This window comes from Arenimonas sp., assembly GCF_041919775.1.
GTDB lineage: Bacteria > Pseudomonadota > Gammaproteobacteria > Xanthomonadales > Xanthomonadaceae > Arenimonas.
This window is the reverse complement of record NZ_JAYRTE010000004.1, coordinates 99,911-123,765: the sequence shown is the minus strand read 5'-3', so window position 1 is coordinate 123,765 and position 23,855 is coordinate 99,911. Positions and strand designations below refer to the sequence as shown.

Below are 23,855 nucleotides of genomic sequence, written 5' to 3'. Positions count from 1 at the left end.
AGTCAAAAGATTCGCGCCTGAAGGCGCTCCTACCGGGGCAGGGCGGCTAAAATGGCGGCTTCCCCGCCAGCCAACCGCCCGCCGTGAGCCAGATCAAGCAGGAAGACTTCATCCAGTCCGTCGCCGACGCGCTGCAGTACATCTCCTACTACCACCCGGTCGACTACATCCGGAACCTGGCCGCCGCCTACGAGCGCGAAGAATCGCCAGCCGCCAAGGACGCGATCGCCCAGATCCTGATCAATTCGCGCCTGTGCGCCGAAGGCCACCGGCCGATCTGCCAGGACACCGGCATCGTCACGGTCTTCCTGGAGATCGGCATGCAGGTGCAGTGGCCCGACGCCACGATGGGCATCGAGGACATGGTCAATGAGGGCGTGCGCCGGGCCTACAACCATCCCGACAACAAGCTGCGCGCCAGCGTGCTGGCCGATCCGGCCGGCAAGCGCACGAACACGAAGGACAACACCCCGGCCGTCGTGAACATGAAGGTCGTGCCCGGCGACACCGTGGACGTCATCGTCGCGGCCAAGGGCGGCGGCAGCGAGGCCAAGTCCAAGTTCGCCATGCTCAACCCGTCCGACTCGGTCGTGGACTGGGTGCTGAAAACCGTGCCGACCATGGGCGCCGGCTGGTGCCCGCCGGGCATGCTCGGCATCGGCATCGGCGGCACCGCCGAGAAGGCAATGCTGATGGCCAAGGAATCGCTGATGGAGCCGATCGACATCACCGACCTGCAGGCCCGCGGCCCGTCCAACCGCGCCGAGGAGCTGCGCCTGGAGCTGTACGAGAAGGTCAACGCGCTGGGCATCGGCGCCCAGGGCCTGGGCGGCCTGACCACGGTGCTCGACATCAAGGTCAGGGATTGCCCGACCCACGCCGCCAACCTGCCGGTGGCGATGATCCCCAACTGCGCCGCCACCCGCCACGCCCACTTCACCCTGGACGGCAGCGGCGCGGTGCAGCTCGACCCGCCTTCGCTGGAAGACTGGCCGAAGCTGACCTACGACGCCTCCAAGGGCCGCCGCGTCGACCTGGACACGGTCACCCGCGAGGAAGTCGCCAGCTGGAAACCCGGCGAGGTGCTGCTGCTCAACGGCAAGCTGCTCACCGGTCGCGACGCCGCGCACAAGCGCATGGTGGACATGCTCAACAAGGGCGAGCCGCTGCCGGTCGACCTCAAGGGTCGTTTCATCTACTACGTCGGCCCGGTCGATCCGGTGCGCGACGAAGTGGTGGGCCCGGCCGGCCCGACCACCGCCACCCGCATGGACAAGTTCACCGAGCAGGTGCTGGCGCAGACCGGCCTGATGGGCATGGTCGGCAAGGCCGAGCGCGGTCCGGCCGCGATCGAGGCCATCCGCAAGCACCGGTCGGCCTACCTGATGGCGGTGGGCGGGGCCGCCTACCTGGTGTCCAAGGCGATCAAGGCGGCCCGGGTGGTGGGCTTTGCCGACCTGGGCATGGAGGCGATCTACGAATTCGAGGTCAGGGACATGCCGGTCACCGTGGCCGTGGACGCCCAGGGCGAGTCCGTGCACCGCACCGGACCGCGGGAATGGCAGGCGCGGATCGGCAAGATCCCGGTCACCGTCGAATGAGCCCGCCGGGCCGGCCAAACTGAACCGCAGGTGCGCGGACCGGCCCGGTATTGCCCCGAGGCACCGAAATCATTGGCATTCCTCGCCGGAACGGTGTAGGGTGCGCCGGACTGTGTTTGCGAAGGGTCACTGTGAATCGTGGCCTGATGCGGTAGATCCAAAGATCCGCTACATCTTTTCACCTCGCTTCTCCTTGCAACCCCAGTCGCGCGGCGGGATGTCCCCGTCAGCGATATCCATTTAATTGTTCCAAGGAGTTAGCAATGTCGGATCGTCAGATCGGTACCGTAAAGTGGTTCAACGATGCCAAGGGCTTCGGCTTCATCAGCCGCGAGAACGGCGAGGACGTGTTCGTCCATTTCCGTTCCATCCAGGGCACCGGCTTCAAGTCGCTGCAGGAAGGCCAGCAGGTCTCCTTCAAGCTCGTCAAGGGCCAGAAGGGCATGCAGGCTGACGAAGTGCAGCCGATGTAATCGAAGTCCCCACGGACTTTGGCGAAGCCCCGGGTGGCGACACCCGGGGCTTTTCTTTTGCCTGCCCGGCCATCGTATGCTTGCCCGGGACTTTCGATGGGATGCATGCATGTACACGCTGTACTACGCCCCCGGCGCCGCCAGCCTCGCCGTGCACTGGCTGCTGATCGAAATCGGCGCCCGCCACGAACTGCGCCGGCTCGATCTCGCGGCCCGCGAACACAAGCGTCCCGAATACCTCGCCCTCAATCCCGCCGGCCTGGTGCCGACCCTGCTGATCCACGGCGAACCGATGACCGAAGCCGCGGCGATGGTGTTGCACCTTGCCGACGCCCATCCCAACTTCGGCCTGGCGCCGGCGCCGGGCACCGTGGAGCGGGCGCGTTATTACCAGTGGATCGTGTTCCTCGCCAATACGCTGCAGCCGGCCTTCCGCGACTGGTTCTATCCGGAAGAAGCGGCGGGCCCCGACAATGCCGCGGCCGTGCGGACCCGCGCCGCCGAAAGCATCGAAGCGGCCTGGGACCAGGTGGAGGCACACTTGGTCCGGCGCGGTCCCTACCTGCTCGGACCGTCGGTGAGCGCGGCGGATTTCCTGCTCACGATGCTGATGCGCTGGTCGCGCAACCTGCCGCGACCCGCTACCGACTGGCCGCAGCTGGGTGCGCTCGCGCAGCGCATGAAGGCGCGCCCGGGTTTCCGGCTGCTCTACGAACGCGAAGGCCTTGAAGAGTGGGCGTAAGCCCGTGATCACCCGCCCGGCGGTGCTCCTGGCCGGCGCCACGGGACTGGTCGGCGGACTGGCCCTGCAGCGCTGGCTGGCGAAGGCCGATGGCCCGCTGGTGGTGGCGCCGGTACGCCGGCCGCTGGCGCTGACGCATCCGCGCCTGCTGGCCCTGCCCGGCGGGTGGGACGAAGCGGGTATCCAGGACGCGCTCGAAAGCCAGGGTGCGCGATTGCTTGCCTATGCCTGCTGCCTGGGCACCACGATAAGCAAGGCCGGGTCGCGGGAAGCCTTCCTGGAAGTAGACCGCGACCTGGTACTCGCGCTGGCCGGCGTGGCGCAGCGGCTCGGCGCCCGCCAGGCCCTGCTGGTCTCATCGGTCGGTGCCAGCGCCCAGTCCGGCAACTTTTACCTACGCGTGAAGGGCGAGGCGGAGCGTGGCCTGTCGTCCCTGGGTTTCGAGCGCGTTGACTACCTGCGTCCGGGCCTGCTGCTGGGCGAGCGCGAGGATCGGCGTGCCGCCGAGGCGCTGGGGCAGAAGATCGCGCCCCTGGCCAACCTGCTTGCACGCGGCCCCTTGCGCCGCTATCGGGCGATCGCCGCCGCGGACGTCGCGGCGGCGCTGGTCAACCTGTGCGGCCGCGGCGGCGAAGGCCGCCATGTGCACGAATACGCCGCCCTTATGGCCGCTGCGGGGCGCGACTGAGCTTTCAGTCCTTGCTGCCCAGGCCAATCCGCAGGATCTCGCCCTTGGCGTCGTCGGTCAGCAGGTACAGGTAGCCGTCCGGGCCCTGGCGCACGTCGCGGATGCGTTCGCCCAGGTCCACCAGCAGCGGTTCCTCGGTGACCACCTTGTCGCCCTCAAGCTCCAGGCGCACCACGCGCTGGAAGGCGAGGGCACCGACGAACAGGTCGCCCTGCCAGGCGGGGAAACGCTCGGCCGTGTAGAAGGCCAGGCCGCTGGGCGCGATCGAGGGCGTCCAGTGGTGGATGGGCTGTTCCATGCCTTCCATTTCCTGCGTGCCGGAACCGATGGGGGCGCCGCTGTAGTTCACGCCCAGGGTGATCACCGGCCAGCCGTAGTTCTTGCCGGGCTCGGGGATGTTGAGCTCGTCGCCGCCCCGGGCGCCGTGTTCGGTCTGCCAGAGTTTGCCGGTGCCCGGATGCAGGGCCGCGCCCTGCACGTTGCGGTGGCCGTAGGACCAGATCGCCGGATTGGCGTCGTCGCGGCCGACGTAGGGATTGTCGGCGGGGATCGAGCCGTCCTTGTTGATGCGGAAGATCTTGCCCTGGCCCTTGTCCAGCAGCTGCGGGTTGTCCCAGTTGCCGCGGTCGCCGCTGGTCACGTAAAGCCGGCCCTCGCGATCGAAGACCAGCCGCGAACCGAAGTGCTGGCCGGCGTCGAGCTTGGGCGCCTGGCGGAAGATGATCTCCACGTCCTCAAGCGCGTTGCCGGCCAGCTTGCCGCGGCCGACCGAGGTGCCCGCGCCGCCTTCGCCCGGTTCGGAGAAGCTGAAGTACACCCAGGGCGTGCTGGCGAAGTCCGGGTCGACGGCGACGTCGAGCAGGCCGCCCTGGCCGCGTGCCCAGACTTCGGGCAGGCCGGCCAGGGGTTCGGACAGGTTTCCCCCGGCGTCCACGATGCGCAGGCGGCCCGGGCGTTCGGTCACCAGCATGCGGCCGTCGGGCAGGAAGGCCAGGCCCCAGGGGTGTTCCAGCCCCGTCGCGACGGTGCTGACTTCAACCGGGCCGTGTTCGCTGGCGAAGCTGCGGGAGGTGCTGTCGCTGTCGCTGGCGGCGCAGGCGCCGACCGACAGCATCAGGGCGAGGGCGAGGGGCGTCTTCATGCACGGGCTCCTTGGAAAGTTGGATTCAATCGAGCAGCGGCGCGAGCGCCGGCCAGACGTGGTCGCGCAGCCTGGGCTGGGCATCGGCGACCGGGTGCAGGTTGTCGGGCTGGAAGGCATCCCGGTCCATCGCGATCGGCTCGAGCAGGAAGGGCAGCAGCGCGACGTCGTGCTCTTCGGCCAGCGTGGTGTAGTTGCGTTCGAAGCCCCGCGTGTAGTCGGGGCCGTAGTTGGGCGGGATGCGCATGCCCAGCAGCAGCACCTTCGCCCCGGCGTCCTTGGCGGCGGTGACCATGCGTTCGAGGTTGGCGCGGGTCTGGGCAAGGTCGAGGCCGCGCAGGCCGTCGTTGGCACCCAGTTCGATCACCACCACGTCAGGCTGGTGGCGCTGGAGTTCGCCGGCGATGCGGCTGGCGCCGCCGGCGGTGGTTTCGCCGCTGATGCTGGCGTTGGCGACCTTCCAGCCGGGGCTTTCGCGGCGCAGGCGATCGGCCAGCAGCGCCACCCAGCCCTGTTCGGGTGCCAGGCCGTAGGCGGCCGAAAGCGAATCACCCATCACCAGCACCGTGCGCTCGGCGGCAAGCGCCGGCAGGGACGCCAGCCACAGCAGCGCCAGCAGCGCGACCATGACTCCGCGTTGAACCCCGCTGGTGCAAGCTCCATATACTGACCCGACACGCTTCATCACATTCATTCCTCACGAGTAAACCATGGCCGATAGTCCCGGAACGCCCGTCACCCGAACCTCGCTGCAGGTGGAAAACCTCGGCAAGCGGGTGCCTCTGCCCTCCGGGGACCTGACCATCCTGGATGGGGTCGGTTTTACCATTCAACAGGGTGAAGCGGTCGCGATTGTCGGGGCCTCCGGTTCAGGAAAGAGCACGCTGTTGTCGCTGATGGCGGGTCTGGACGTGCCCAGCGCCGGCGAAGTCCGGCTCGACGGCAGCGCGCTATCGGGCCTGGACGAGGACGGGCGGGCGAAGATCCGCGGCGAAAAGGTCGGCTTCGTTTTCCAGAGTTTCCAGCTGCTGCCGTCGCTGACCGCGCTGGAGAACGTGATGCTGCCGCTGGAACTGCGCGGCGACGCCGATGCCGAAGGCCCGGCGCGGGCGATGCTGGGGCAGGTGGGCCTGGCCGAGCGCCTGGGCCATTACCCGCGCCAGCTTTCGGGCGGTGAACAGCAGCGTGTCGCGCTGGCCCGCGCTTTCGTCACCCGCCCCGCGGTGCTGTTCGCCGACGAACCCACGGGCAACCTCGATACCCGCACCGGCCAGGCCATCATCGAACTGCTGTTCCGGATGAACCGCGAATCCGGCACCACCCTGGTGCTGGTGACCCACGACGAGGCGCTGGCCGCGCGCTGCGGCCGCCAGCTGCGGCTCGAGTCGGGCCGGCTGGTGGCGGCATGATCTCGCCGGGACTGGCCCTGCGCCAGCTCCGCCGCGACCTGGCCTCGGGCGACGTCCGCATCCTGCTGGCCGCGCTGGTGCTGGCGGTGACCGCCGTGTGCGCGGTGGGTTTCATCACCGACCGCGCCGAGCGCGCCCTCGCGCAGGAAGCCAACCGCCTGCTGGGCGGCGACGTGGTGGTCCGCGCCGATTCGCCGATCGAAGAACCGCTGCGCGGGCTTGCCGCCGGGCCGGGGCTTTCCAGCACCGAGACCCGCTCCTTTCCGAGCATGGTGCGCGTGGGTGAGTCGCTGCGCCTGGGCGACATCAAGGCGATGGCCGAAGGTTTCCCGCTGCGCGGCGAGTTCATCGTGCGTGAGCGCGCGGGCGGTCCGGAAACCGTCGCCGGCAGCATTCCCGCGCCCGGCACGATCTGGATGAGCCGGGCCGGCGCCGACGCGCTGGACGCGTCGATCGGCGACGAGGTGGGCATTGGCAACAGCCAGCTTCGCCTGGCCGCGCTGGTCGTGCAGGAACCCGACGCCGCGCTCGATTATTTCAACACCGCCCCGCGGGTATTCCTGAACCTCGCCGACCTGCCGGCGACCGGCCTGGAGCAGCCCGGCAGCCGCATTTCCTATCGCCTCGTCGTTGCGGGCGACGCGAACGCGGTGGCCCGCTTCACCACTGCCGCGGCGGAAAGCCTCGGCCGCGGCCAGCGCCTGGAAACGGCCGCCGAGGCGCGCCCGGAAATCCGCCGCGCGCTTGATCGCGCCGATCGCTTCCTGGGCCTGGCGGCCCTGGTGTCGGTGGTGCTCGCCGCCGTCGCGGTCGCGATGGCGGCCCGTCGGCACAGCGCACGCCACCTGCAGGGCGCCGCGGTAATGCGCTGCCTCGGCGCCAGCCAGGCCACGCTGGTCGGCATCCACGTCGGCGAATTGCTGCTGCTGGGCCTGCTGGGCAGCCTGCTGGGCGTGGCGCTGGCCTTCGGCCTGCAATGGGGCGTCGCCGGCTGGCTGGCCAGTGCGCTCAGGCTGGAGCTTCCGCCGGCCGGCCTGGCGCCGGCGCTGGAAGGACTGGGCGTCGGCCTGACCGTGCTGCTGGCGTTCGCGGTGCCGCCGGTGCTGGCGCTGCGCCGCGTACCGGCCCTGCGCGTGCTTCGCCGCGACCTCGATCCCACCGAACCCGCGGCCTGGGTGGTGGGCCTGGCCGGCCTCGCCGGCCTGGCCGCGCTGCTGTGGTGGAAGGCGGGCTCGGCGACGCTTGGCACCTACATGCTTTTCGGCATCCTGGTCACGGTGGGCGTGCTGGCCCTGCTGGCCTGGGGCCTCATCCAGCTGATGCGCCGGCTGCGCGGGCGCCTGCGCGGGCCGCTGCGCTACGGCCTGGCCAACGTCAGCCGGCGTGCCGGCGCGTCCATCGCGCAGGTGTCGGCGCTTGGCCTGGGCCTGATGGCCTTGCTGTTGCTGACCTTCGTGCGCACCGACCTGCTCGACCGCTGGCGCGACGCGATGCCGGCGGATGCGCCGAATCGTTTCATCGTCAATGTACAGCCCGACCAGGTGCAGCCGGTGCGCGAGTTCCTGGCCGCGCAGGGCGTGTCCGAACCCGAGCTGTACCCGATGATCCGCGCCCGCCTGCTGGAAGTGAACGGCGAGGCGGCGACGGGTGAAAGTTTCCCCGAAGGCAGCCGTGCCCGGCGCATGGCCGAGCGGGAATTCAACCTCTCCAGCGCCGCTGCCCTGCGCGACGACAACCAGGTCACCGCCGGACGGTTCTGGACCGGCGTGCCCGAAGAAGCGGAACTGTCGGTCGAGGAAGAATTCGCCGAATCGATGGGCTGGAAGGTCGGCGACGAGGTCGCCTTCGACATCGCCGGCTCGCGCTACGCCGGCACGATCACCAGCCTGCGCAAGGTCGACTGGGAAAGCTTCCGGCCCAATTTCTTCGTGATCGGCTCGCCCGGTTCGCTCGAGGCGTTTTCCGGCAGCCACATCACCGCGGTGAAGGTGCCGGAAGGGCGGCCCCGGTTCACCGCCGAACTGGTTTCGGCCTTCCCGAACCTGTCGGTGATCGACATCGACGCGGTGCTCGAGCAGGTTCGCGGCACGGTGGAGCAGGTGAGTCTTGTGGTGGAGTCGGTGTTCGGCTTTTCGCTGCTGGCCGGGTTGCTGGTGCTGCTTGCAGCCGTCAGCGCCAGCCAGGACGAACGCCTGCTCGAGGGCGGCGTGATGCGCGTGCTGGGCGGCAGCGGCCGGCAGCTTCGACTGGCGCAGGCTTCGGAGTTCGCGGCCATTGGCCTGCTGTCGGGCGTGGTCGCGGCCATCGCTGCTTCGGTCCTGGCCGGCGTGGTCGCGAAGGAAGTGTTCGACCTGCCCTGGCAAACCGACTGGGGCCTGGCTGCAAGCGGCGCGCTGGCGGGCACGCTGGCTGCACTGGTCGCCGGCATGTGGGCGACCCGTCGCATCGTGCGCGCGCCGCCCTCGGTGACGCTGCGCGAACTCGACGCCTGAGCGTCAGTTCACCAGCAGGGCACCGACGAAGATCACCAGCATTGCCAGCGCCAGCAGGACCTTGAAGATCGCGCCGACCAGCAGGCCGATCCAGGTGCCGACGCCGATGCGCGACGCGTCGCGCCAGGCGCGGCCGTGCGCCATTTCCCCCGCGGTGGCGCCCAGGAGCGGCCCGGCGAGCAGGCCGGGCAGGCCGAAGAAAATGCCCAGGAAGCCGCCGATGCCGGCGCCCCACAGTCCCTTGTTCGACGCGCCTGCACGCCGCGCACCCAGCAGGCTGGCCAGCAGGTCGGTGACGATGGACAGCGCGACCAGCACGCCGAGAACCACCAGCACGCCCGTGCCGATGCGCTGGTAGCCGTCGGCCCAGGCCGCCAGCCACATGCCGGCGAACATCACCGGCAGCCCCGGCAACACGGGCAGCACGGTGCCCAGCAGCCCGACGACGATCAGGGCGCCGGCGACGATGTACCAGGTGGTCTGCATGTCCATGCCGGCAGCATAACAAGACGGCCCGCCGAGGCGGGCCGTCCGGAATCAACGCAGGGGACGGGGAAGGATCAGTCCGGGATGATGACGGTGTCGATCACGTGGATGACGCCGTTGCTGGCCTTGATGTCGGTCGCGGTGACGGTGGCACCGTCGACGCGGACGGTGCTGCCGCTGACTTCGATGTCGGCGGCCTGGCCGTTGACGGTGGTGGCCGAATCAAGCTTCACGACGTCGGCGGCCTTCACCTTGCCGGCGACCACGTGGTAGGTGAGGATCGCGACCAGCTGGTCCTTGTTCTCGGGCTTGAGCAGCGACTCAAGCGTGCCAGCCGGCAGCTTGGCGAAGGCATCGTCGGTCGGTGCGAACACGGTGAACGGGCCTTCGCCCGACAGGGTCTCGACCAGGCCGGCGGCCTTGACGGCGGCGACCAGGGTTTCGAAGTCGGCATTGCCGGCGGCGACGTCGACGATGGTGCCGGCGGCCTTTTCCTTGCCTTCGTGGTGGCCGGCGAGCGCCGGGGTGGCGACGAGGCCGGACAGCATCAGGGCGAGCGCGGTTTTGCGAAGCAGGGTCATGGTCTTCTCCAGGGTGGGGGTGATGCCCGTTTGGGCACGCTCGCAGTCTCCGCGACGGGCCGTCATGGGGCTGTCGCGGCGGCGTCAGGGGCGCGTGTCGGCCGCGTGTGGCCGTCGTGAGGGCAGGGGCGCAGGGCGGGGATGGCTGGGTATGCTTGCGTTTTTGCGGAGAGTCGGCGGATGCCGTTGGAAGAATCGAAGCTGCAGGCGCCCGACGGCCACGCCTTCGTGCTGCGCCGCTGGTGTCCGCAGGACGCGCGCGGTGGCCTGCTGTTCCTGCCGGCGCTCGGCGTGCCGGCGAACAAGTACGACGGCTTCGCGCAGGCGCTCAATCGACACGGCGTCGCCGTCGCGGTACCGGACTGGCGCGGCACCGGCAGCAGCGACTGGCGAGCCGCGCGGGACCGGGACTGGGGTTACGCTCATCTGCTTGAACAGGATTTGCCGACCGCACTCGACGCGCTGCCGACGGACCTGCCCTGGAGCCTCGGCGGCCACAGCCTGGGCGGACAGTTCGCAGGCCTGCTGGCTGCACGCCGGCCCGATCGCTGCGCCGGCCTGGCCCTGGTGGCCACCGGCGTTCCCGACTGGCGAAGCTATCGCGGCGGCAAGCGCTGGGGCATCGCCGGATTCGCCCATGCGCTGCCGGTCATCACCCATCTCGTGGGGCATTACCCCGGCGATCGCCTGGGTTTCGCCGGGCGCGAAGCCGGCGGGCTGATGCGCGACTGGTCGCGCACCGTGCGGCGCGGCTGTTATGCCGACTACGGCGAGTCGACGAACCTGGAAGCGGCCATGGCGCGGCTGTCGTGCCCGATGCTGGGCGTGCACTTCGAACACGACGCCCTGGTGCCGGAAGCGACGCTGCACCAGCTGCTGGAGAAACTGGGACCGGGGCCCCGGTGCATCGAACGCTTCGATGCCGCCCGCCTGGGAACGCAGGCGGACCACTTCCGCTGGATGCGGGAGCCAGGCGCCGTTGCCGCGGCCGTGGCGGAGTGGCTGCCGGTCAGCCCTTGAAGTCGCGGTGGCAGGCCTGGCAGCCGTTCTGGATGCGGTCCAGGGCGACGCCGGCGGCGGCGCAATCGGCAGGCGGCGTGGCCAGTGCGGCATCCAGCGCCGCCCGCAGCACGGTGGCGTGCTGGACGAAACGTTCGTCGTCCGGGGTCGGCAGGAAGGCCGGTTCGAGGTCGTTGCCGAGGTGGCGCAGGGTTTGCAGGCGCGGCAGCAGGTCGGTGCTGGCGCAGCGGTTCTGCTTCACGTTGGCTCCCAGCGCCTGCATCTGCGCCGACATCACTGCCATGACGCCGTTGGGGTAGGCCGTGCCCTGGCGCAGGGCGCTCATGGCGATCAGGGCGCAGGCGGCGCCGACGAACAGTCCGATCAGGACCAGGATCAGGGAACGCATGCACGGACTCCGGACAAGGAAAGACCGCCGGGAAGATACCACGGCGGTCCGTCCGTTCCAGCCGCGGCCCGCAGGCCGCGTGATGATCAGCGCAGCAGTTCGAGGCGGTTGCCGTCGACGCGCACGTAGGCGCCCTCGCGGATGCCGTTGCCGAGGCTGTTGCGGTTGATGACGATCAGGCGGCCATCTTCCATGCGCACGTGGATGTCGAAGGTTTCGTCGTTCACGCGGTTCTCGATCGCATTGCCGGCGACGGCGCCTGCGACCGCGCCGGCGACGGTGGCCGTGTTGCGACGGCCTTCGCTGCCGTGGTCCGGGATTTCACGGGCCGCGACCGCGCCGACCAGGCCACCGAGCACGGCGCCGGTGCGGCTGTTCTGGCGGGCACCGTAAACCTGCTCGATGCGTTCGATGCGGCCGCAGTTGTAGCAGCGCTGCGGCTGGGAGTAGCGGCGGTCATAGGGTTCGCTGTAGCCGCGATCACTGTAGCCGCGGTCGTAGCCGTAGCCGGACGAGCGCGGCTGGCTGGCGCAGGCGGCGAGGGACGTGGCGGCGATGGCGGCGACGACCAGCATGCGGGTCTTCATGGCGGACTCCTTGTGTTCTCGGGCAGCGGGGACATGGGGCCGAAACTAGGCCGGCCGCCCTGAACCGTGACCGACCGGTTCGACCCGGCACCCACCCACCGTTCATCCAACAGTGCCCGGCTAGAATGTCGGCCATGAACGATCCCCGATTCGCCGGCATCGACCGGCTTTACGGCCAGGGTGCGTCCGCGCGGCTTGCGCGCCGGCAGGCCTGCGTGATCGGCCTGGGCGGCGTCGGCAGCTGGCTGGTCGAGGCCCTGGCCCGCAGCGGGGTGGGGCGACTGGTGCTGGTGGATGCCGACGAGGTCTGCGTCAGCAACACCAACCGCCAGTCGCATGCGCTGCAGGGGCAGTACGGGCGCGGGAAGGGCGAGGTCCTGGCCGAGCGCTGCCTGGCCATCAATCCGGCCATTGAGGTGGAGGTGGTGCCCAGCTTCCTGCTGCCCTCGAACATGGAAACCATGCTCGACCGGGGCCACGATCTGGTGCTCGACGCCTGCGACAGCTTCCGCAGCAAGCTCGAGATGATCGCCTGGTGTCGCCGGCGCAAGCTGCCGATCATCGCCTGCGGCTCGGCGGGTGGCCGCACCGACCCGACCCTGGTGCGGGTGCGTGACCTGTCCCGGACCGAACACGACGCCTTGCTCGCCCTCGTGCGCAAGAAGCTGCGCGCCGACTTCGGCTTCCCGCGCAACCCCGACCGCTACTTCGGCGTGCCCGCGGTGTATTCACTCGAGAACGTGAAATACCCGCAGGCCGACGGCAGCGTCTGTGGCATCAGGCCGAAACTGGGCGCGGATGCGGCGCTCAAGCTCGACTGCGGCGCCGGGCTGGGGGCGGCGACCCACGTCACCGGCGCCTTCGCCTTCGCGATGGCAGGCAAGGCGGTGGAACTGCTGCTCAAGCCGCGCGACGGCGACTGAGGCCGCTCAGCCGAACAGGCGCAGGGCGTTGGCCGTGGTGGCTTCGGCGATGGCGGCTTCCGGCTGGCCGCGAAGTTCCGCAACCACTTCGAGGACGCGGCGCAATCGCGCCGGTTCGTTGCGCTCGCCGCGGCTGTCCGCGCCCGGCTGGTCCGGGGCGTCGGTTTCCAGAAGCAGGAAGTCGGGGGGCATGTTCGCCACGGTGCGGCGCAAACGCCTGGCGCGCTCGTAGGTGACCGGGCCGCCGATGCCCAGGCAGAAACCCAGTTCAAACAGCTGGCGGGCCTGCTCCTCGCTGCCCGACCAGCTGTGCACGACGCCGCGCAGGCCACCGATGCGGCGCAGCGAGACGATCACTTCCTCGACCGCGCGGCGCGCATGCAGCACCAACGGCAGGTCGAATTCACGCGCCAGTTCAAGCTGGCGCTGGAAGAAGCGACGTTGGGCCTCTGGATCGAGGCCCTCGACATGGAAGTCCAGGCCACATTCGCCGACCGCCGCCGGGCGCTCGCGTTCGAGCCAGTCCGCCAGTTCGTCCAGGTGCCCCGGCTGGTGCCGGTCCAGGAACATCGGATGCAGTCCATAGGCGGGGCGCAGGCCGGGTTCGGACGAACACAGGGCTCGGATCCGGTCCCAGCTGGCTCGATCCACCGCTGGCACGAGCTGTCGCGCCACCCCGGCGGCGCGGGCCCGGACCAGCACCTCGTCGCGGTCCGGGTCGAACTCCGCGGCGTCGAGGTGGCAATGGCTGTCGTAGATCGGGCTCATTCCCGGCGCGATTCGCCTTCGATGACCTGGCCCTTGCCGGCGGAACCGTCCCGACGCCGCCAGCTCGCCAGCATCAGCGTGGCCAGGGCGGTGACGATCTCGTCGATGAACGGGATCGGATCGGGCAGGAGCCAGCTGACAAGCATCAGCGCGAGCGTGAGCTTGAACAGGGTCGGGAAGCGCAGCCGCGCCGCGAAGGCGGTCAGTGGACCAGTAAGCGGATGGGGCATCGGGAAGCTCCGTCGGCATCGCCTTTGGCGAAATTAACACGCGGTGAGGGGCCTTCACGGCTTTCGGCCTCGGTTCAGGCTGGCTGGAACAGATTGCACTCGCGAAAGCGGGCACGAATCCGCCCCGAGGAGAAAACACCATGAACAAGACGATCCTGGCCGTTGCGGCCGGTATGCTGGTCGGGGGTGGCGCCATTGCTGCCTACCAGGCCTACGCTACTCCCTACGCGGAAGTGGTTTCCTCAGTGCCCATCACCGAGAAGGAGCAGATCTGGGGCGAGGTCGTGGCCTCGACGCCCATCACTGAAATGCGCACCGGCGAACGCCAGGTCTGCGAGGACCGCGTCGTCGAGGTGCGCCAGCCGGAGCGCTTCGGCGACAAGGATGGCGCGGTCATCGGCGCCGTGGTCGGTGGCCTGCTGGGCAACCAGGTGGGCGGGGGTAACGGCCGCAAGCTGGCGACCGTCGCCGGCGCCGTGGGTGGCGCCTATGCCGGCCGCGAGATCGACCGCCGCCACGTCGGTGGCCAGCGCACCACCCAGGTCCAGCAGGTCTGCCAGACGGTGACCGAGCCGCGCGAGGAAGTGATCGGCTACGACGTCACCTACCGCGCCGACGGCGAACTGGCCAGCATGCGCACCGACAGCAAGCCCGGCGAGCAGCTGCTGTTGGGCGAACGCGACAAGATCGTCGGCTACAACGTCACCTGGCGCTACGAGGGCCAGACCGGCGAACTGGTGATGGCCGAGGACCCGGGCGACCGCCTGCCGGTCGAAGACGGCACCATCGCCGTGGCGGCGCTCGATATGCCCCCGAAGGGTTGATCCACCGTCACCGTGCGTTCCCCGGAAGGGGCCGGCCTGTCCGGCCCCTTCCTGTTTCCGTCATGCCAGCGACCCGGCAAACCGGCTAGAATCACCGGCTTTCCCGACGCCCGAAAACCGCAGCCATGGCCCTGAACCCGACCGACCTGTTCGACATCCGCTCCCTGCTCAGCGAAGAGGAGCGCATGATCCAGGACAGCGTCGCCCGCTTCACCGACCAGAAGGTGCTGCCGATCATCGGCGACTGCTTCGACCAGGGCCGCTTCCCCAAGGAACTGGTGCCGGAAATCGCGGCCATGGGCCTGCTGGGCTCCTCGCTGCCCGAGAAGTACGGCTGCGCCAACCTCAATGCCGTCAGCTACGGCCTGATCTGCCAGGAACTCGAGCGCGGCGACAGCGGCATCCGCAGCTTCGTCTCGGTGCAGAGCTCGCTGTGCATGTACCCGATCTTCGCCTATGGCTCGGAAGAGCAGCGCGAGAAGTACCTACCGGGCATGGCCCGCGGCGAGATCATCGGCTGCTTCGGCCTGACTGAACCGCACGGCGGCTCCGACCCGGCCAACATGAAGACCGTCGCGAAGAAGGACGGCGGCGACTGGGTCATCAACGGCGCCAAGATGTGGATCACCAACGGCAACCTGGCCGACATCGCCATCGTCTGGGCGCAGACGGAAGAGGGCATCCAGGGCTTCATCGTCGAGAAGGGCATCAAGGGTTTCGAAGCCCAGGAAGTGCACAAGAAGATGAGCCTGCGCGCATCGGTCACCTCGGCGCTGTACTTCGATTCCGTGCGCGTGCCGGACAGCCAGCGCCTGCCGAACGTCAAGGGCCTCAAGGGCCCGCTGGGCTGCCTCACGCAGGCCCGCTACGGCATCACCTGGGGCCCGATCGGCGCCGCCATCGCCGCCTACACCTCGGCGCTGGAGTATTCGAAGGAACGGGTGCTGTTCAACCGCCCGATCGCCGCCACCCAGGCCGTACAGCTGAAGCTGGCCGACATGGCGCGCCGCATCACCCTGGCGCAGCTGCTGAGCCTGCAGCTCGGCCGCCTCAAGGACGCCGGCACCATGCAGCCGGCGCAGGTTTCGCTGGCGAAGTGGAACAACTGCCGCATGGCCATCGACATCTGCCGTGAAGCCCGCGACATCCTCGGCGGCGCCGGCATCACCACCGAACACCCGCCGATCCGCCACGCGCTCAACCTCGAGTCGGTGATCACCTACGAGGGCACCGAAACCGTGCACCAGCTGGTGATCGGCCGCGAAGTCACCGGCATCAACGCGTTCTGACCACCGGCCCGGCGGGCGCAGCCCTTCCATGGACCTTGATGGCCTGAAGCTCGAGACCCCGCGGTTGCTGCTGCGCCCGGTGCGCGGCGAGGACTTCGATGCCTGGGCGGCGTTTTGCGCCGACCCCGAGGCCATGTTCCACCTAGGCGGCGTGCAGCCGCGTGCCGTCGCCTGGCGGTCGCTGCTGACCGTCGTCGGCGCCTGGCATGTGCAAGGCTTCTCGTTCTTCTCCGTGTTCGAACGCGAGTCCGGCCAGTGGGTCGGCCGGGTCGGCCCCTGGCAGCCGGAAGGCTGGCCGGGCACCGAGGTCGGCTATTCACTCGCCCGCGTCGCCTGGGGCAAGGGTTACGCCACCGAAGCCGCGGCCGCCTGCATCGACTGGGCCGTGGACCATCTGGGCTGGACCGACATCATCCAGACCATCGCGCCGGACAACACCGCCTCGCAGGCGGTCGCCCGTCGCCTGGGCGCCACGCTGCGCGGCCCCGTCCGGCTGCCACCGCCCTACGAAAACCAACCCGCCCAAGCCTGGGGCCAGACGCGTGAGCAGTGGCGGCACAACCGCTTGCAGCTGCGTCGCTGAGCCCACGTTCCCGAGTACGCCATGTCCGTCGCCACGCCCATTCCCGCCCGCCACAAGGACGTCAACCGCGCCAAGGTCTGCGACGACAACTTCGTCGAATTCGTGAAGGCCTGGGACGGCCGGCCCGGGCCTCGGCCCGCCGCCGACGAACCCGTGCTTCCGGGCAGCCACTGCAGCGCGCACGATTTCCTGGAGCTGTTCGAGTCGCAGCTGGTCTCGCGCCACCTGGACCTGATGGCGCGCGTGCTGCGCGTGCAGCAGAAGGTCTTCTACACCATCGGCAGCTCCGGCCACGAAGGCAATGCGATGGTTGCGCGGCTCACGCGACATACCGATCCGGCCTTCCTGCACTACCGCTCCGGCGGCTTCATGGCGGAAAGGTTCCGCAAGCTGCCGGACATGGATCCGGTGATGGATTCGGCGCTGAGCTTCGCGGCCAGCAAGGACGATCCGATTTCCGGCGGCCGCCACAAGGTCTGGGGCAGCAAGCCGCTGTGGGTGCTGCCGCAGACCTCGACGATCGCCTCGCACCTGCCCAAGGCGCTGGGCACGGCGATCGCGATCGAACAAGCGCGGCGCATCGGGCATGCGCTGCCGATCCCCGATGACTCGATCGCGATCTGCAGCTTCGGCGACGCCTCGAGCAACCACGCCACCGCGCAGACCGCCTTCAACACCGCCCAGTGGACCGCCTACCAGCGGCTGCCGGCGCCGGTGCTGTTCGTCTGCGAGGACAATGGCATCGGCATCTCGGTGAAGACGCCCGGCGGCTGGATCGGCAACGCCTTCCGGCAGCGTCCGGGCCTGGACTATTTCTTCGCCGACGGCCTGGACCTGGCCAGCGGCTACGGCCAGGTGCAGGCCGCGGTCGAACACTGCCGCCGCACGCGCCGCCCGACCTTCCTGCACCTGCAGACCACGCGCATCATGGGTCACGCCGGCACCGACTTTGAGATCGAGTGGCGCAGCTTCGAGGAGCTGATGGCGGTCGAGGCCAGCGACCCGCTGCTGCGCTCGGCGGCGATCGCGCTCGAATCGGGCCTGATCGGCAAGGACGACCTGCTGGCGAAGTACGAAGCCATGCGCCAGCGCTGCTTCGCCGCCGCCGACGAGGCCGACCGGCGGCCCAAGCTCGACGACCTGGCGGACGTGGTCGCGCCGCTGGCGCCGTACACGCCCGACAAGGTGCAGGCCCAGGCGACGCGCAGCGATTTCGCCGAACGCCGTCTGGCGGTGTTCGGCAGCGAGGCCCGGCTGCCCGAGAACCAGGCCCCGAAACACCTGGCGATCCAGATCAACCAGGCCCTGCACGACCTGTTCTGCCAGTACCCCGAAGCCCTGCTGTTCGGCGAGGACGTGGCGCAGAAGGGCGGCGTGTATACGGTCACCAAGGGGCTGCACAAGGCCTTCCGCAACGCACGCGTGTTCAACACCCTGCTCGACGAGACGATGATCCTGGGCCTGGCCCAGGGTTATGCCAACGTCGGCATGCTGCCGATGCCGGAAATCCAGTACCTGGCCTACTTCCACAACGCCTGCGACCAGATCCGCGGCGAAGCCTGCAGCCTGCAGTTCTTCTCGAACGGCCAGTTCCGCAACCCGATGGTGATGCGCATCGCCTCGCTGGGCTACCAGCGCGGATTCGGCGGGCATTTCCACAACGACAACTCGATCACCGCGCTGCGCGACATCCCGGGGCTGGTCGTGGGCTGCCCGAGCCGCGGCGACGATGCCGCCACGATGCTGCGCACGATGATGGCGCTGGCGAAAGTGGACGGGCGCGTCTGCGCCTTCCTCGAGCCGATCGCGCTGTACATGACCAAGGATCTCTACGAACCTGGTGACGGCCAGTGGCTCACCAGCTATCCGGCGCCGGGCGAGGCGATGGTGCCGGGCGAGGAGCGCGTCTACGCGCCCGAAGCCAGCGACCTGGTGATCTTCACCTTCGGCAACGGCGTGCCGATGAGCCTGCGCGCGGCGCGGCGCATCGAGGCGAGCAAGGGCTGGAAGGTACGCGTGGTGGACCTGCGCTGGCTGCAGCCGCTCAATGCCGACGCAATTGCCCGCCACGCCGGCGAATGCGCCCGCATCCTGGTGGTGGACGAGGGCCGGCGTTCGGCCGGCGTCGGCGAGGGCATCATCACCGCCGTGGTCGAGGCCGGTCAGGGCGGCAAGCCGCTGCGGCGCGTGGTCGGCGAGGACACCTACACGCCGCTGGCCGGCGCGGCTTTCCTGGTGATCCCCTCGGACGACGACATCGTGGCGATGGCCGAGGCCATTCCCTGATATCGTTCCTCCCGTCATGAGCCAGTCCCGGCCACAGACCATCCTTTTCGCCGACGTGAGCGGCAGCACCCGGCTGTTCGAGAGCAAGGGTGACGTCGAGGCCAGGCGGCTGATCGCCCTGGTGCTCGATGCCCTGTCGGGGGTCTGCGCGCAGCACGGTGGCCGGGTCATCAAGACGATCGGCGACGAGGTCATGTGCACCTTCCCGCGCGCGATGAACGGCGTGCTGGCCGCCTGCGACATGCAGCGCCGGCTGGCCCGGGACATCGTCTTCGTGCGCGACAACCTGGCGGTGCGCATCGGCCTGCACCACGGCGACGCGCTCGAAGAGGCCGATGGCGATGTCTACGGCGACGCGGTGAACGTGGCCGCACGCATGACGTCGCTGGCCAAGCGCGAACAGGTCGTCACCACCGCCGTCACCTACGACGGACTGACCGGCAAGGTTCCCGAGGCGCGCAGCCTGGGCAAGGCCCGGGTCAGCGGCAAGCTGCTGCCGATCGCCATCGTCGACCTGGTCTGGCAGGAGGACACTTCCGGCATGACCCTGGTGCAGGCCGGCCCGCGCCCGGGCAGCGGCGACGATGGCGGCAACGAGTCCGTGCTGCGGCTCAGGCACCGCGGCGAGCTGGTCGAGCTGCGGCCTGATTCCGAGCCCTTCCTGATGGGCCGCGAACCGGGCAACCATCTGGTGGTGGAAGCCGACTGGGTCAGCCGGACGCACGCGATGGTGGAGTTCAAGCGCGGCCATTTCATGCTGACCGACCGATCCACCAACGGCACCTTCGTCCGGATCGGAGAAGACGACGAACTGAAGCTGCACCGCGACGAAGTGCACCTGCGAAAGTCGGGCACGATCAGCCTGGGGCAGGGCTTCGCCGCCAACAGCGGCGACGTCATCCACTTCGAGGCCGGCTGAACCGGCGGGGCGAAACGGCCCGCCCGGCATTGCGCCGGGCGGACAATCGGATCGGTCAGTCTTCGGCGGTGACTTCGAGCCCGCCCAGTTCCTCGTCGCTGATCGAATCGAGATCGATGGCTTCGGGTTCCGGTTCGGCTTCCGCGACGGCCTCGGCCGGACGCGCCTTGTAGCCGAAGACGCCGGCCAGCAGGCTCTCGCTGTCGGTGTATTCCGCGGCCGGCGCGTCGACGAACTGGGTGGCACCCAGTTCGACCAGCACCTCGTAGGAGCCGGGGTTTTCGTGCAGCTTCAGCATGGCCTCCTCGACGGCCTCCCGGACGTCCGAGGGCACCGTGCCGGCGGCGCTGAGGGTACGGCCGATGAACTCGCGCGATTCGGACACCACCACCAGGTTCGGATAGAGCTGGGCGATGTAGTTGGGCACCATCGCGGCGTCGGTTTCCTGCGAGAAGATCATTTCCACGCCGTCGCGCCAGCCGGTGCCGACCGACTTGATTTCCGGCGCGGCGATCGGGTTGCGGTAGATCTCCAGCATCAGCAGGTAACCCATGCTGGGCGAGGGCATCGACACGACCGGCCGGCCGATCAGGCCACTGGTGCCTTCCTCGGCCACCATCGCGTCGGCGAGAAGCGAGTAGCGGGTGGGTTCGAGCGTGCGCACCAGAGGCGTGAAGCCCAGTCGCCCCATCCGGTAGCCGGCGAAGTGGGCTTCCTCGAACGCGAAGTCGACCTTCATGCCGGCGCGGAGGTCGCGCCAGTACACGTGGTAGTTCGACGCAGTCTTAAGACGGAAGGTGTGCCCCGTGGCCGTCGACAGATAGTCGAGCAGCGGCTGGTACACCTGTTCGGCCTGGGCCGGCGGGTAGTTGGGCTCGACCGCCAGCGTGTAGTTGGCGGCCAGCGCGGGCGTGGCCGTGAAGGCCATGGCCGCGGCCAGCAAACAATTCCTGAGCATCATGTTCTGTTCCTCCCTGTGGCAGCGGGTATAACAGACAAACGGCCAAGGGCCAAGGGCGATGGCGGCGTTTTCACGCGTTTTGCGTACTCGGTTCAGATTGTCGGGGAGCGCGGTAAATGAGAGCGGTTTTCTTCGGATGGCTGGCGATGCTGCTGGCGATGGCCATGGCTGGGCCGGCCGCGGCCGCCGAGCCATGGCCGACCCTGTCCTTTGAACTTGTCGAGGGAAGCCAGGACCCCGTCGCCGATGCCGCCGCCGCCCTGGCCCGGGCAGCAGGGCAGGGTCCGGAGCCGCTTTCCCCGCAACTCAAGCTCGAGATCGAAACCTACCTTTCAACGGTGGCCTCCGAATACCAGCGCATGGGGTTCCCGCCTCCGCAACTGGAGCCGATCGTTGCCCGCTCAGACGGGAGCCGTGCCTACCGGGTGTACTGGTATGCCTTCGGCGGGCCCGGCCGGGGCACGCTGGATCCCGCGCGGGTCGCGCTGATGGCCTATGGCTGCCGTGGCGAAGACGCCTCGCGAGCCATGAACCTCAACGCCCGGACCGAGGGCGCCAATGGCCTGCACAATCGCCTGGCCATCGCCACGGGACGCGTGCCGGGGCGGCTGGACCAGCTGACCGACAAGGGCTACGCCGACCTTGCCCACGAGCTCTTCCATGCCGTGCAGCGGGGAACCGCCTTCTACGACGCGAACTGCGAGCCGCCGGCCTGGTTCACCGAGGGCATGGCCGAGGCGGTCGGGCATGACATGGCCTGGAAACTCAAGCGCATCCGATCCGGGCACGACCCGTTCAACCGGTGGGGCCTGCGACCCTATTTCCAGCCTTTCGACGCCGCGCCCGGAACCCCGGACAAGGAGAAGACTGCGCGGGGTTACGGCACCAGTTCCTTCTGGCGCTACCTGGCCGAGCTCGAGCGGGCCATGCAATCAAGCGACAGCCCGCCACCCAAACCCGGGCCGCAGCGCGTCAACCGGGCCGATGCTTTCGACTACGGCTACCTGGTCCGTTTGCTGTCGCAGGCGCCCCGGCTTGCGGACGGCGGCCGGACGATGGACTGGATCGACGGCTGGCTGCGGACCGACCAGCGGCTCGATACCCGCTTCGATCGCGTCTTCGCCGACTTCGTTGGCGTCATCGCGGATTTCGGCAGCCACCGGATCGACGGGGTGCTGCCGGTGCCGAAAAGGCGAGACAACGCGCAGTTGCTGCTGTTCGACGGATGCAAGGAAGTGACCCAGAATCCGGCGCAGGGTGCGGAAGAGCTGGTGGTGCTGGCCCTGCCTGCGGTCAGCGCGCGCTGTCTTCGCCTGCATCGTCAGGACACCCAGGACGGGGTCCTGGCGGTGGACATCCGGACCGAGGTGACCGCCGCGCAGGCGCGCTCGCTGTGGCTGGGCAGGGCCGGCGAGACCAGCGCGGTCGCCGCCACCCTCCACGACCACCCCAGGCATACGATCGCGAACTGGGTGCTCCTGCTCGAGCCCGGGCAGAGCGTCGACGTCGTCGTCGCGAACGTCGCCAACACGCCGTCCGGTTCCGAAGACTTCAAGCCGACCTTCCGGATTTCGGTGCCGGGCTGGCAATGGACGGGAACCGGGCCGGTGCCGGCGCCGCAGCCCCGTCTGCGGCCGGGCGCTGATCGCACCCGGTCGGGCCGGGGCGAACTGCCGCCGCCTGGCGGGCCGGAGAGCGAGCCGGTCACCCAGGGGCCGGCCACCGCACAACTCCACCGCGAACAGGACGTGGATCACGCCCCGGGCTGCCGCTGGCCCTACGCGGATGCCCGCCTGCACTGCGGGCCGGCCATGACCCTGGTGCTCAAGCGGCTGCCACGCTGGCTGGCCCACCTCGACAGCGGGTTTTCGGACGCGCCGGCGCGGCATGCCGGCAGCCTCGAATCCTTCGCCGCATCGCGCTCGGCCGACGCCCTGCGCGCCCTCGACGACCTGGAAGTCCGCATCCGGCTGCCGCGCCTGGAGCACGGTTTCAAGGGCGTGCTGGAGAACGTGCTGGTCACGGTGGCCGCCGATGGCAATGAATCGGTGACGCGCGGACCGCGCGACGCGGAGTCCGGGACGCTGGCGTATTTCCCGGCCTCCGGCCGCCTGGTCGTCGACCAGTACGACTCCCTTGTCTTTCGCGGTCGGTTCGAGGGCGACGTGGTGGCCCTGCCGCTGCCCAACGCGCACCGCGAGGACCGGCCGCTGCTGCCGGTGCTGGGCCGGGTCGAAGGTCGATTCCTGGTGGGGCAGCCCTGGGCGGGCGACGACCGATACACACCGGTCGCGCCGGAAGCCGACCAGGGCGCCCTTCGCATCCGGGAACGGATGCCGGGGCCGCTTCGCGGTGCCCTGCCGGCCACGATGGGTACGGGGCCGGTTGCGGCACCCGGCGACGCCGGGCCGGGGCAGGGCGAAGCATGCGACTGCAGCTGCGCCGGTCACCAGCGGCTGATGCGTGAAATCGAGGACATCGACCGGACCCGGCCAGACCTTGGCGCGGATCCGGCCATGCTGGCCACGACGATGTGCCTGCTGACCTGCCAGGCGGCGTGGTCGGCCTGCGCCGCGGAGTGATCAGCGCGCCAGGCCGGCCACCAGGGGCAGGGGCGCAAGCGCCGGCCCGGCCGACAGCGGTATCGCCGGGTCCCGCCCGGCGGGCATGACGGCAAGCGCCTCGATGCCGTCGCCGGCCGGGGTCTGGCAGACCAGCCGGCCCAGTTCCCTGCCATCCGGGTCGACGACCGCAGCGCCCGGTTCCGGCGCGGAGGCGGCGGCGAAGCGCGCCAGCACGCGCTTGGCCTGGCCGAGGTAGTGCGTGCGCGAGACGATTTCCTGGCCCGGGTAGCAGCCCTTCTTCAGGCTGAAGGCGGCAAGGCGCTCGAGCGAAAGCATCTGCGGGGTCCAGGCTTCACGCTGGTCGGCGGGCAGGCGCGGCAGGCCGTGGGCCAGGTCGGCCCGGCACCAGGCCTGCGTTGCGACCGGGTCTTCGGGCGCCACTGCCGGGTCGCTGGCCGGCAGCAGCCACAGGCCGCGCCTGGCATCGTCGCCGGACAGGTCCAGCTGCCAGCCGGTTCCGGCGTCGCCATGCGCCAGGGCGCGATCCGTGCCGGAAGGCGCCGGCCCCGCGCAGGCACGCCAGTCGTCCAGCGGCTCCAGGCCGAGCTTGCTGCGGAATACGAACTTGCGCAGGTGCGCGGTCAAGCCGGCGGCATCGAAGTCGGGCAGCGCCAGCAGGAACTGGTCGTCGGCTTCACGCAGCAGCGCGAAGAGCGCGATCACGCGGCCCTTTGGCGTCAACAGTCCGTTCCACTGCCAGCGGCCCGGCGCCAGCGCGATGACATCGTTCATCGACTGGGCCTGCAGGAAAGCCGCCGCATCGCGGCCGGCAATCCGCAGCAGGCCGAAGCCGGGAAGGGCAGTGCAGGTGCCCGGGGCAGGATTTGGCTTGAACGACAT

At 69.5% G+C, this 23,855-nt stretch carries 24 protein-coding genes; 14 read left to right on the top strand and 10 right to left on the bottom strand.

The window, feature by feature from the left end:
* The first annotated feature begins 83 nt into the window (after positions 1 to 83).
* The 4 genes from ACE3TE_RS04265 to ACE3TE_RS04250 all read left to right on the top strand — a co-directional run bounded on the left by ACE3TE_RS04265 (position 84) and on the right by ACE3TE_RS04250 (position 3,504).
* A complete protein-coding gene (locus ACE3TE_RS04265; RefSeq protein ID WP_374602494.1) occupies positions 84 to 1,601 on the top strand; it encodes a fumarate hydratase in 1,518 nt (505 codons plus the stop codon).
* A 263-nt stretch (positions 1,602 to 1,864) separates the two neighbouring features.
* Positions 1,865 to 2,074, top strand: coding sequence for a cold-shock protein (locus ACE3TE_RS04260; protein WP_188661981.1), 210 nt, complete (start codon positions 1,865 to 1,867; stop codon positions 2,072 to 2,074).
* Positions 2,075 to 2,183: 109 nt separating this feature from the next.
* Positions 2,184 to 2,816 (top strand): glutathione S-transferase family protein, encoded by a 633-nt coding sequence (locus ACE3TE_RS04255; protein ID WP_374602492.1) that lies wholly within the window; start codon positions 2,184 to 2,186, stop codon positions 2,814 to 2,816.
* A 4-nt stretch (positions 2,817 to 2,820) separates the two neighbouring features.
* Positions 2,821 to 3,504, top strand: a complete 684-nt coding sequence (locus tag ACE3TE_RS04250) for an NAD-dependent dehydratase (protein ID WP_374602490.1) — start codon at positions 2,821 to 2,823, stop codon at positions 3,502 to 3,504.
* Positions 3,505 to 3,508: 4 nt separating this feature from the next.
* On the opposite strand, the gene ACE3TE_RS04245 is transcribed toward ACE3TE_RS04250, so the two are convergent.
* Together ACE3TE_RS04245 and ACE3TE_RS04240 are read right to left on the bottom strand one after the other, a co-directional pair.
* Complete coding sequence (locus ACE3TE_RS04245) at positions 3,509 to 4,645, bottom strand: PQQ-dependent sugar dehydrogenase (RefSeq protein WP_374602488.1); 1,137 nt, start codon at positions 4,643 to 4,645, stop codon at positions 3,509 to 3,511.
* A 25-nt stretch (positions 4,646 to 4,670) separates the two neighbouring features.
* Positions 4,671 to 5,273: an arylesterase gene (locus ACE3TE_RS04240; RefSeq protein ID WP_374602486.1), complete on the bottom strand. Its 603-nt coding sequence runs from the start codon at positions 5,271 to 5,273 to the stop codon at positions 4,671 to 4,673.
* Positions 5,274 to 5,355: 82 nt separating this feature from the next.
* Here ACE3TE_RS04240 and ACE3TE_RS04235 point away from each other — a divergent pair, with 82 nt between their 5' ends.
* Positions 5,356 to 6,054 carry an ABC transporter ATP-binding protein gene (locus ACE3TE_RS04235; RefSeq protein WP_374602484.1) on the top strand — a complete coding sequence of 233 codons (699 nt, stop codon included), beginning with the start codon at positions 5,356 to 5,358 and terminating at the stop codon, positions 6,052 to 6,054.
* The gene (locus ACE3TE_RS04230; protein WP_374602482.1) at positions 6,051 to 8,546 is read left to right on the top strand and encodes an ABC transporter permease; all 2,496 of its coding nucleotides are present in this window, start codon (positions 6,051 to 6,053) and stop codon (positions 8,544 to 8,546) included. Before ACE3TE_RS04235 ends, ACE3TE_RS04230 begins: the two co-directional genes overlap by 4 nt.
* 3 nt (positions 8,547 to 8,549) lie before the next feature.
* On the opposite strand, the gene ACE3TE_RS04225 is transcribed toward ACE3TE_RS04230, so the two are convergent.
* Both ACE3TE_RS04225 and ACE3TE_RS04220 read right to left on the bottom strand, forming a co-directional pair.
* Positions 8,550 to 9,038, bottom strand: coding sequence for a DUF456 domain-containing protein (locus ACE3TE_RS04225; RefSeq protein WP_374602480.1), 489 nt, complete (start codon positions 9,036 to 9,038; stop codon positions 8,550 to 8,552).
* Positions 9,039 to 9,106: 68 nt separating this feature from the next.
* On the bottom strand, positions 9,107 to 9,613 hold the full coding sequence (locus tag ACE3TE_RS04220) for a fasciclin domain-containing protein (RefSeq protein WP_374602478.1): 507 nt from the start codon (positions 9,611 to 9,613) through the stop codon (positions 9,107 to 9,109).
* Between the two features lie 180 nt (positions 9,614 to 9,793).
* Between ACE3TE_RS04220 and ACE3TE_RS04215 the strand changes: the two genes are divergently transcribed.
* The gene (locus ACE3TE_RS04215; protein WP_374602477.1) at positions 9,794 to 10,633 is read left to right on the top strand and encodes an alpha/beta fold hydrolase; all 840 of its coding nucleotides are present in this window, start codon (positions 9,794 to 9,796) and stop codon (positions 10,631 to 10,633) included.
* Here the strand turns inward: ACE3TE_RS04215 and ACE3TE_RS04210 are convergent.
* Together ACE3TE_RS04210 and ACE3TE_RS04205 are read right to left on the bottom strand one after the other, a co-directional pair.
* Positions 10,623 to 11,021 carry a hypothetical protein gene (locus tag ACE3TE_RS04210; RefSeq protein ID WP_374602475.1) on the bottom strand — a complete coding sequence of 133 codons (399 nt, stop codon included), beginning with the start codon at positions 11,019 to 11,021 and terminating at the stop codon, positions 10,623 to 10,625. The two genes, ACE3TE_RS04215 and ACE3TE_RS04210, sit on opposite strands and share 11 nt — an antisense overlap.
* Positions 11,022 to 11,107: 86 nt before the next feature.
* Positions 11,108 to 11,608 (bottom strand): peptidoglycan-associated outer membrane lipoprotein precursor, encoded by a 501-nt coding sequence (locus ACE3TE_RS04205; protein ID WP_374602473.1) that lies wholly within the window; start codon positions 11,606 to 11,608, stop codon positions 11,108 to 11,110.
* A 134-nt stretch (positions 11,609 to 11,742) separates the two neighbouring features.
* Between ACE3TE_RS04205 and ACE3TE_RS04200 the strand changes: the two genes are divergently transcribed.
* Entirely contained in the window at positions 11,743 to 12,531 is a 789-nt protein-coding gene (locus ACE3TE_RS04200; RefSeq protein WP_374602472.1) for a ThiF family adenylyltransferase, read from the top strand.
* A gap of 6 nt (positions 12,532 to 12,537) precedes the next feature.
* On the opposite strand, the gene ACE3TE_RS04195 is transcribed toward ACE3TE_RS04200, so the two are convergent.
* Entirely contained in the window at positions 12,538 to 13,299 is a 762-nt protein-coding gene (locus ACE3TE_RS04195; RefSeq protein WP_374602470.1) for a TatD family hydrolase, read from the bottom strand.
* The gene (locus ACE3TE_RS04190; RefSeq protein ID WP_374602468.1) at positions 13,296 to 13,529 is read right to left on the bottom strand and encodes a DUF6116 family protein; all 234 of its coding nucleotides are present in this window, start codon (positions 13,527 to 13,529) and stop codon (positions 13,296 to 13,298) included. The genes ACE3TE_RS04195 and ACE3TE_RS04190 overlap by 4 nt, the downstream gene beginning before the upstream one ends.
* A 140-nt stretch (positions 13,530 to 13,669) precedes the next feature.
* On the opposite strand from ACE3TE_RS04190, the gene ACE3TE_RS04185 reads away from it, so the two are divergent.
* The 5 genes from ACE3TE_RS04185 to ACE3TE_RS04165 all read left to right on the top strand — a co-directional run bounded on the left by ACE3TE_RS04185 (position 13,670) and on the right by ACE3TE_RS04165 (position 19,430).
* Entirely contained in the window at positions 13,670 to 14,353 is a 684-nt protein-coding gene (locus ACE3TE_RS04185) for a glycine zipper 2TM domain-containing protein (RefSeq protein WP_374602466.1), read from the top strand.
* 125 nt (positions 14,354 to 14,478) lie between these two features.
* Positions 14,479 to 15,642: an acyl-CoA dehydrogenase family protein gene (locus tag ACE3TE_RS04180; protein ID WP_374602464.1), complete on the top strand. Its 1,164-nt coding sequence runs from the start codon at positions 14,479 to 14,481 to the stop codon at positions 15,640 to 15,642.
* A 28-nt stretch (positions 15,643 to 15,670) separates the two neighbouring features.
* Complete coding sequence (locus tag ACE3TE_RS04175; protein ID WP_374602462.1) at positions 15,671 to 16,225, top strand: GNAT family N-acetyltransferase; 555 nt, start codon at positions 15,671 to 15,673, stop codon at positions 16,223 to 16,225.
* A gap of 21 nt (positions 16,226 to 16,246) precedes the next feature.
* Positions 16,247 to 18,511: a thiamine pyrophosphate-dependent enzyme gene (locus tag ACE3TE_RS04170; RefSeq protein WP_374602460.1), complete on the top strand. Its 2,265-nt coding sequence runs from the start codon at positions 16,247 to 16,249 to the stop codon at positions 18,509 to 18,511.
* Positions 18,512 to 18,527: 16 nt separating this feature from the next.
* Complete coding sequence (locus tag ACE3TE_RS04165) at positions 18,528 to 19,430, top strand: adenylate/guanylate cyclase domain-containing protein (protein WP_374602459.1); 903 nt, start codon at positions 18,528 to 18,530, stop codon at positions 19,428 to 19,430.
* Between the two features lie 55 nt (positions 19,431 to 19,485).
* Here the strand turns inward: ACE3TE_RS04165 and ACE3TE_RS04160 are convergent, their stop codons facing one another.
* Positions 19,486 to 20,391, bottom strand: coding sequence for a phosphate/phosphite/phosphonate ABC transporter substrate-binding protein (locus ACE3TE_RS04160; RefSeq protein ID WP_374602457.1), 906 nt, complete (start codon positions 20,389 to 20,391; stop codon positions 19,486 to 19,488).
* A 116-nt stretch (positions 20,392 to 20,507) separates the two neighbouring features.
* Here ACE3TE_RS04160 and ACE3TE_RS04155 point away from each other — a divergent pair, with 116 nt between their 5' ends.
* Positions 20,508 to 22,973 (top strand): hypothetical protein, encoded by a 2,466-nt coding sequence (locus ACE3TE_RS04155; RefSeq protein WP_374602455.1) that lies wholly within the window; start codon positions 20,508 to 20,510, stop codon positions 22,971 to 22,973.
* Here the strand turns inward: ACE3TE_RS04155 and ACE3TE_RS04150 are convergent, their stop codons facing one another.
* Positions 22,974 to 23,855, bottom strand: coding sequence for a folate-binding protein YgfZ (locus tag ACE3TE_RS04150; RefSeq protein ID WP_374602454.1), 882 nt, complete (start codon positions 23,853 to 23,855; stop codon positions 22,974 to 22,976).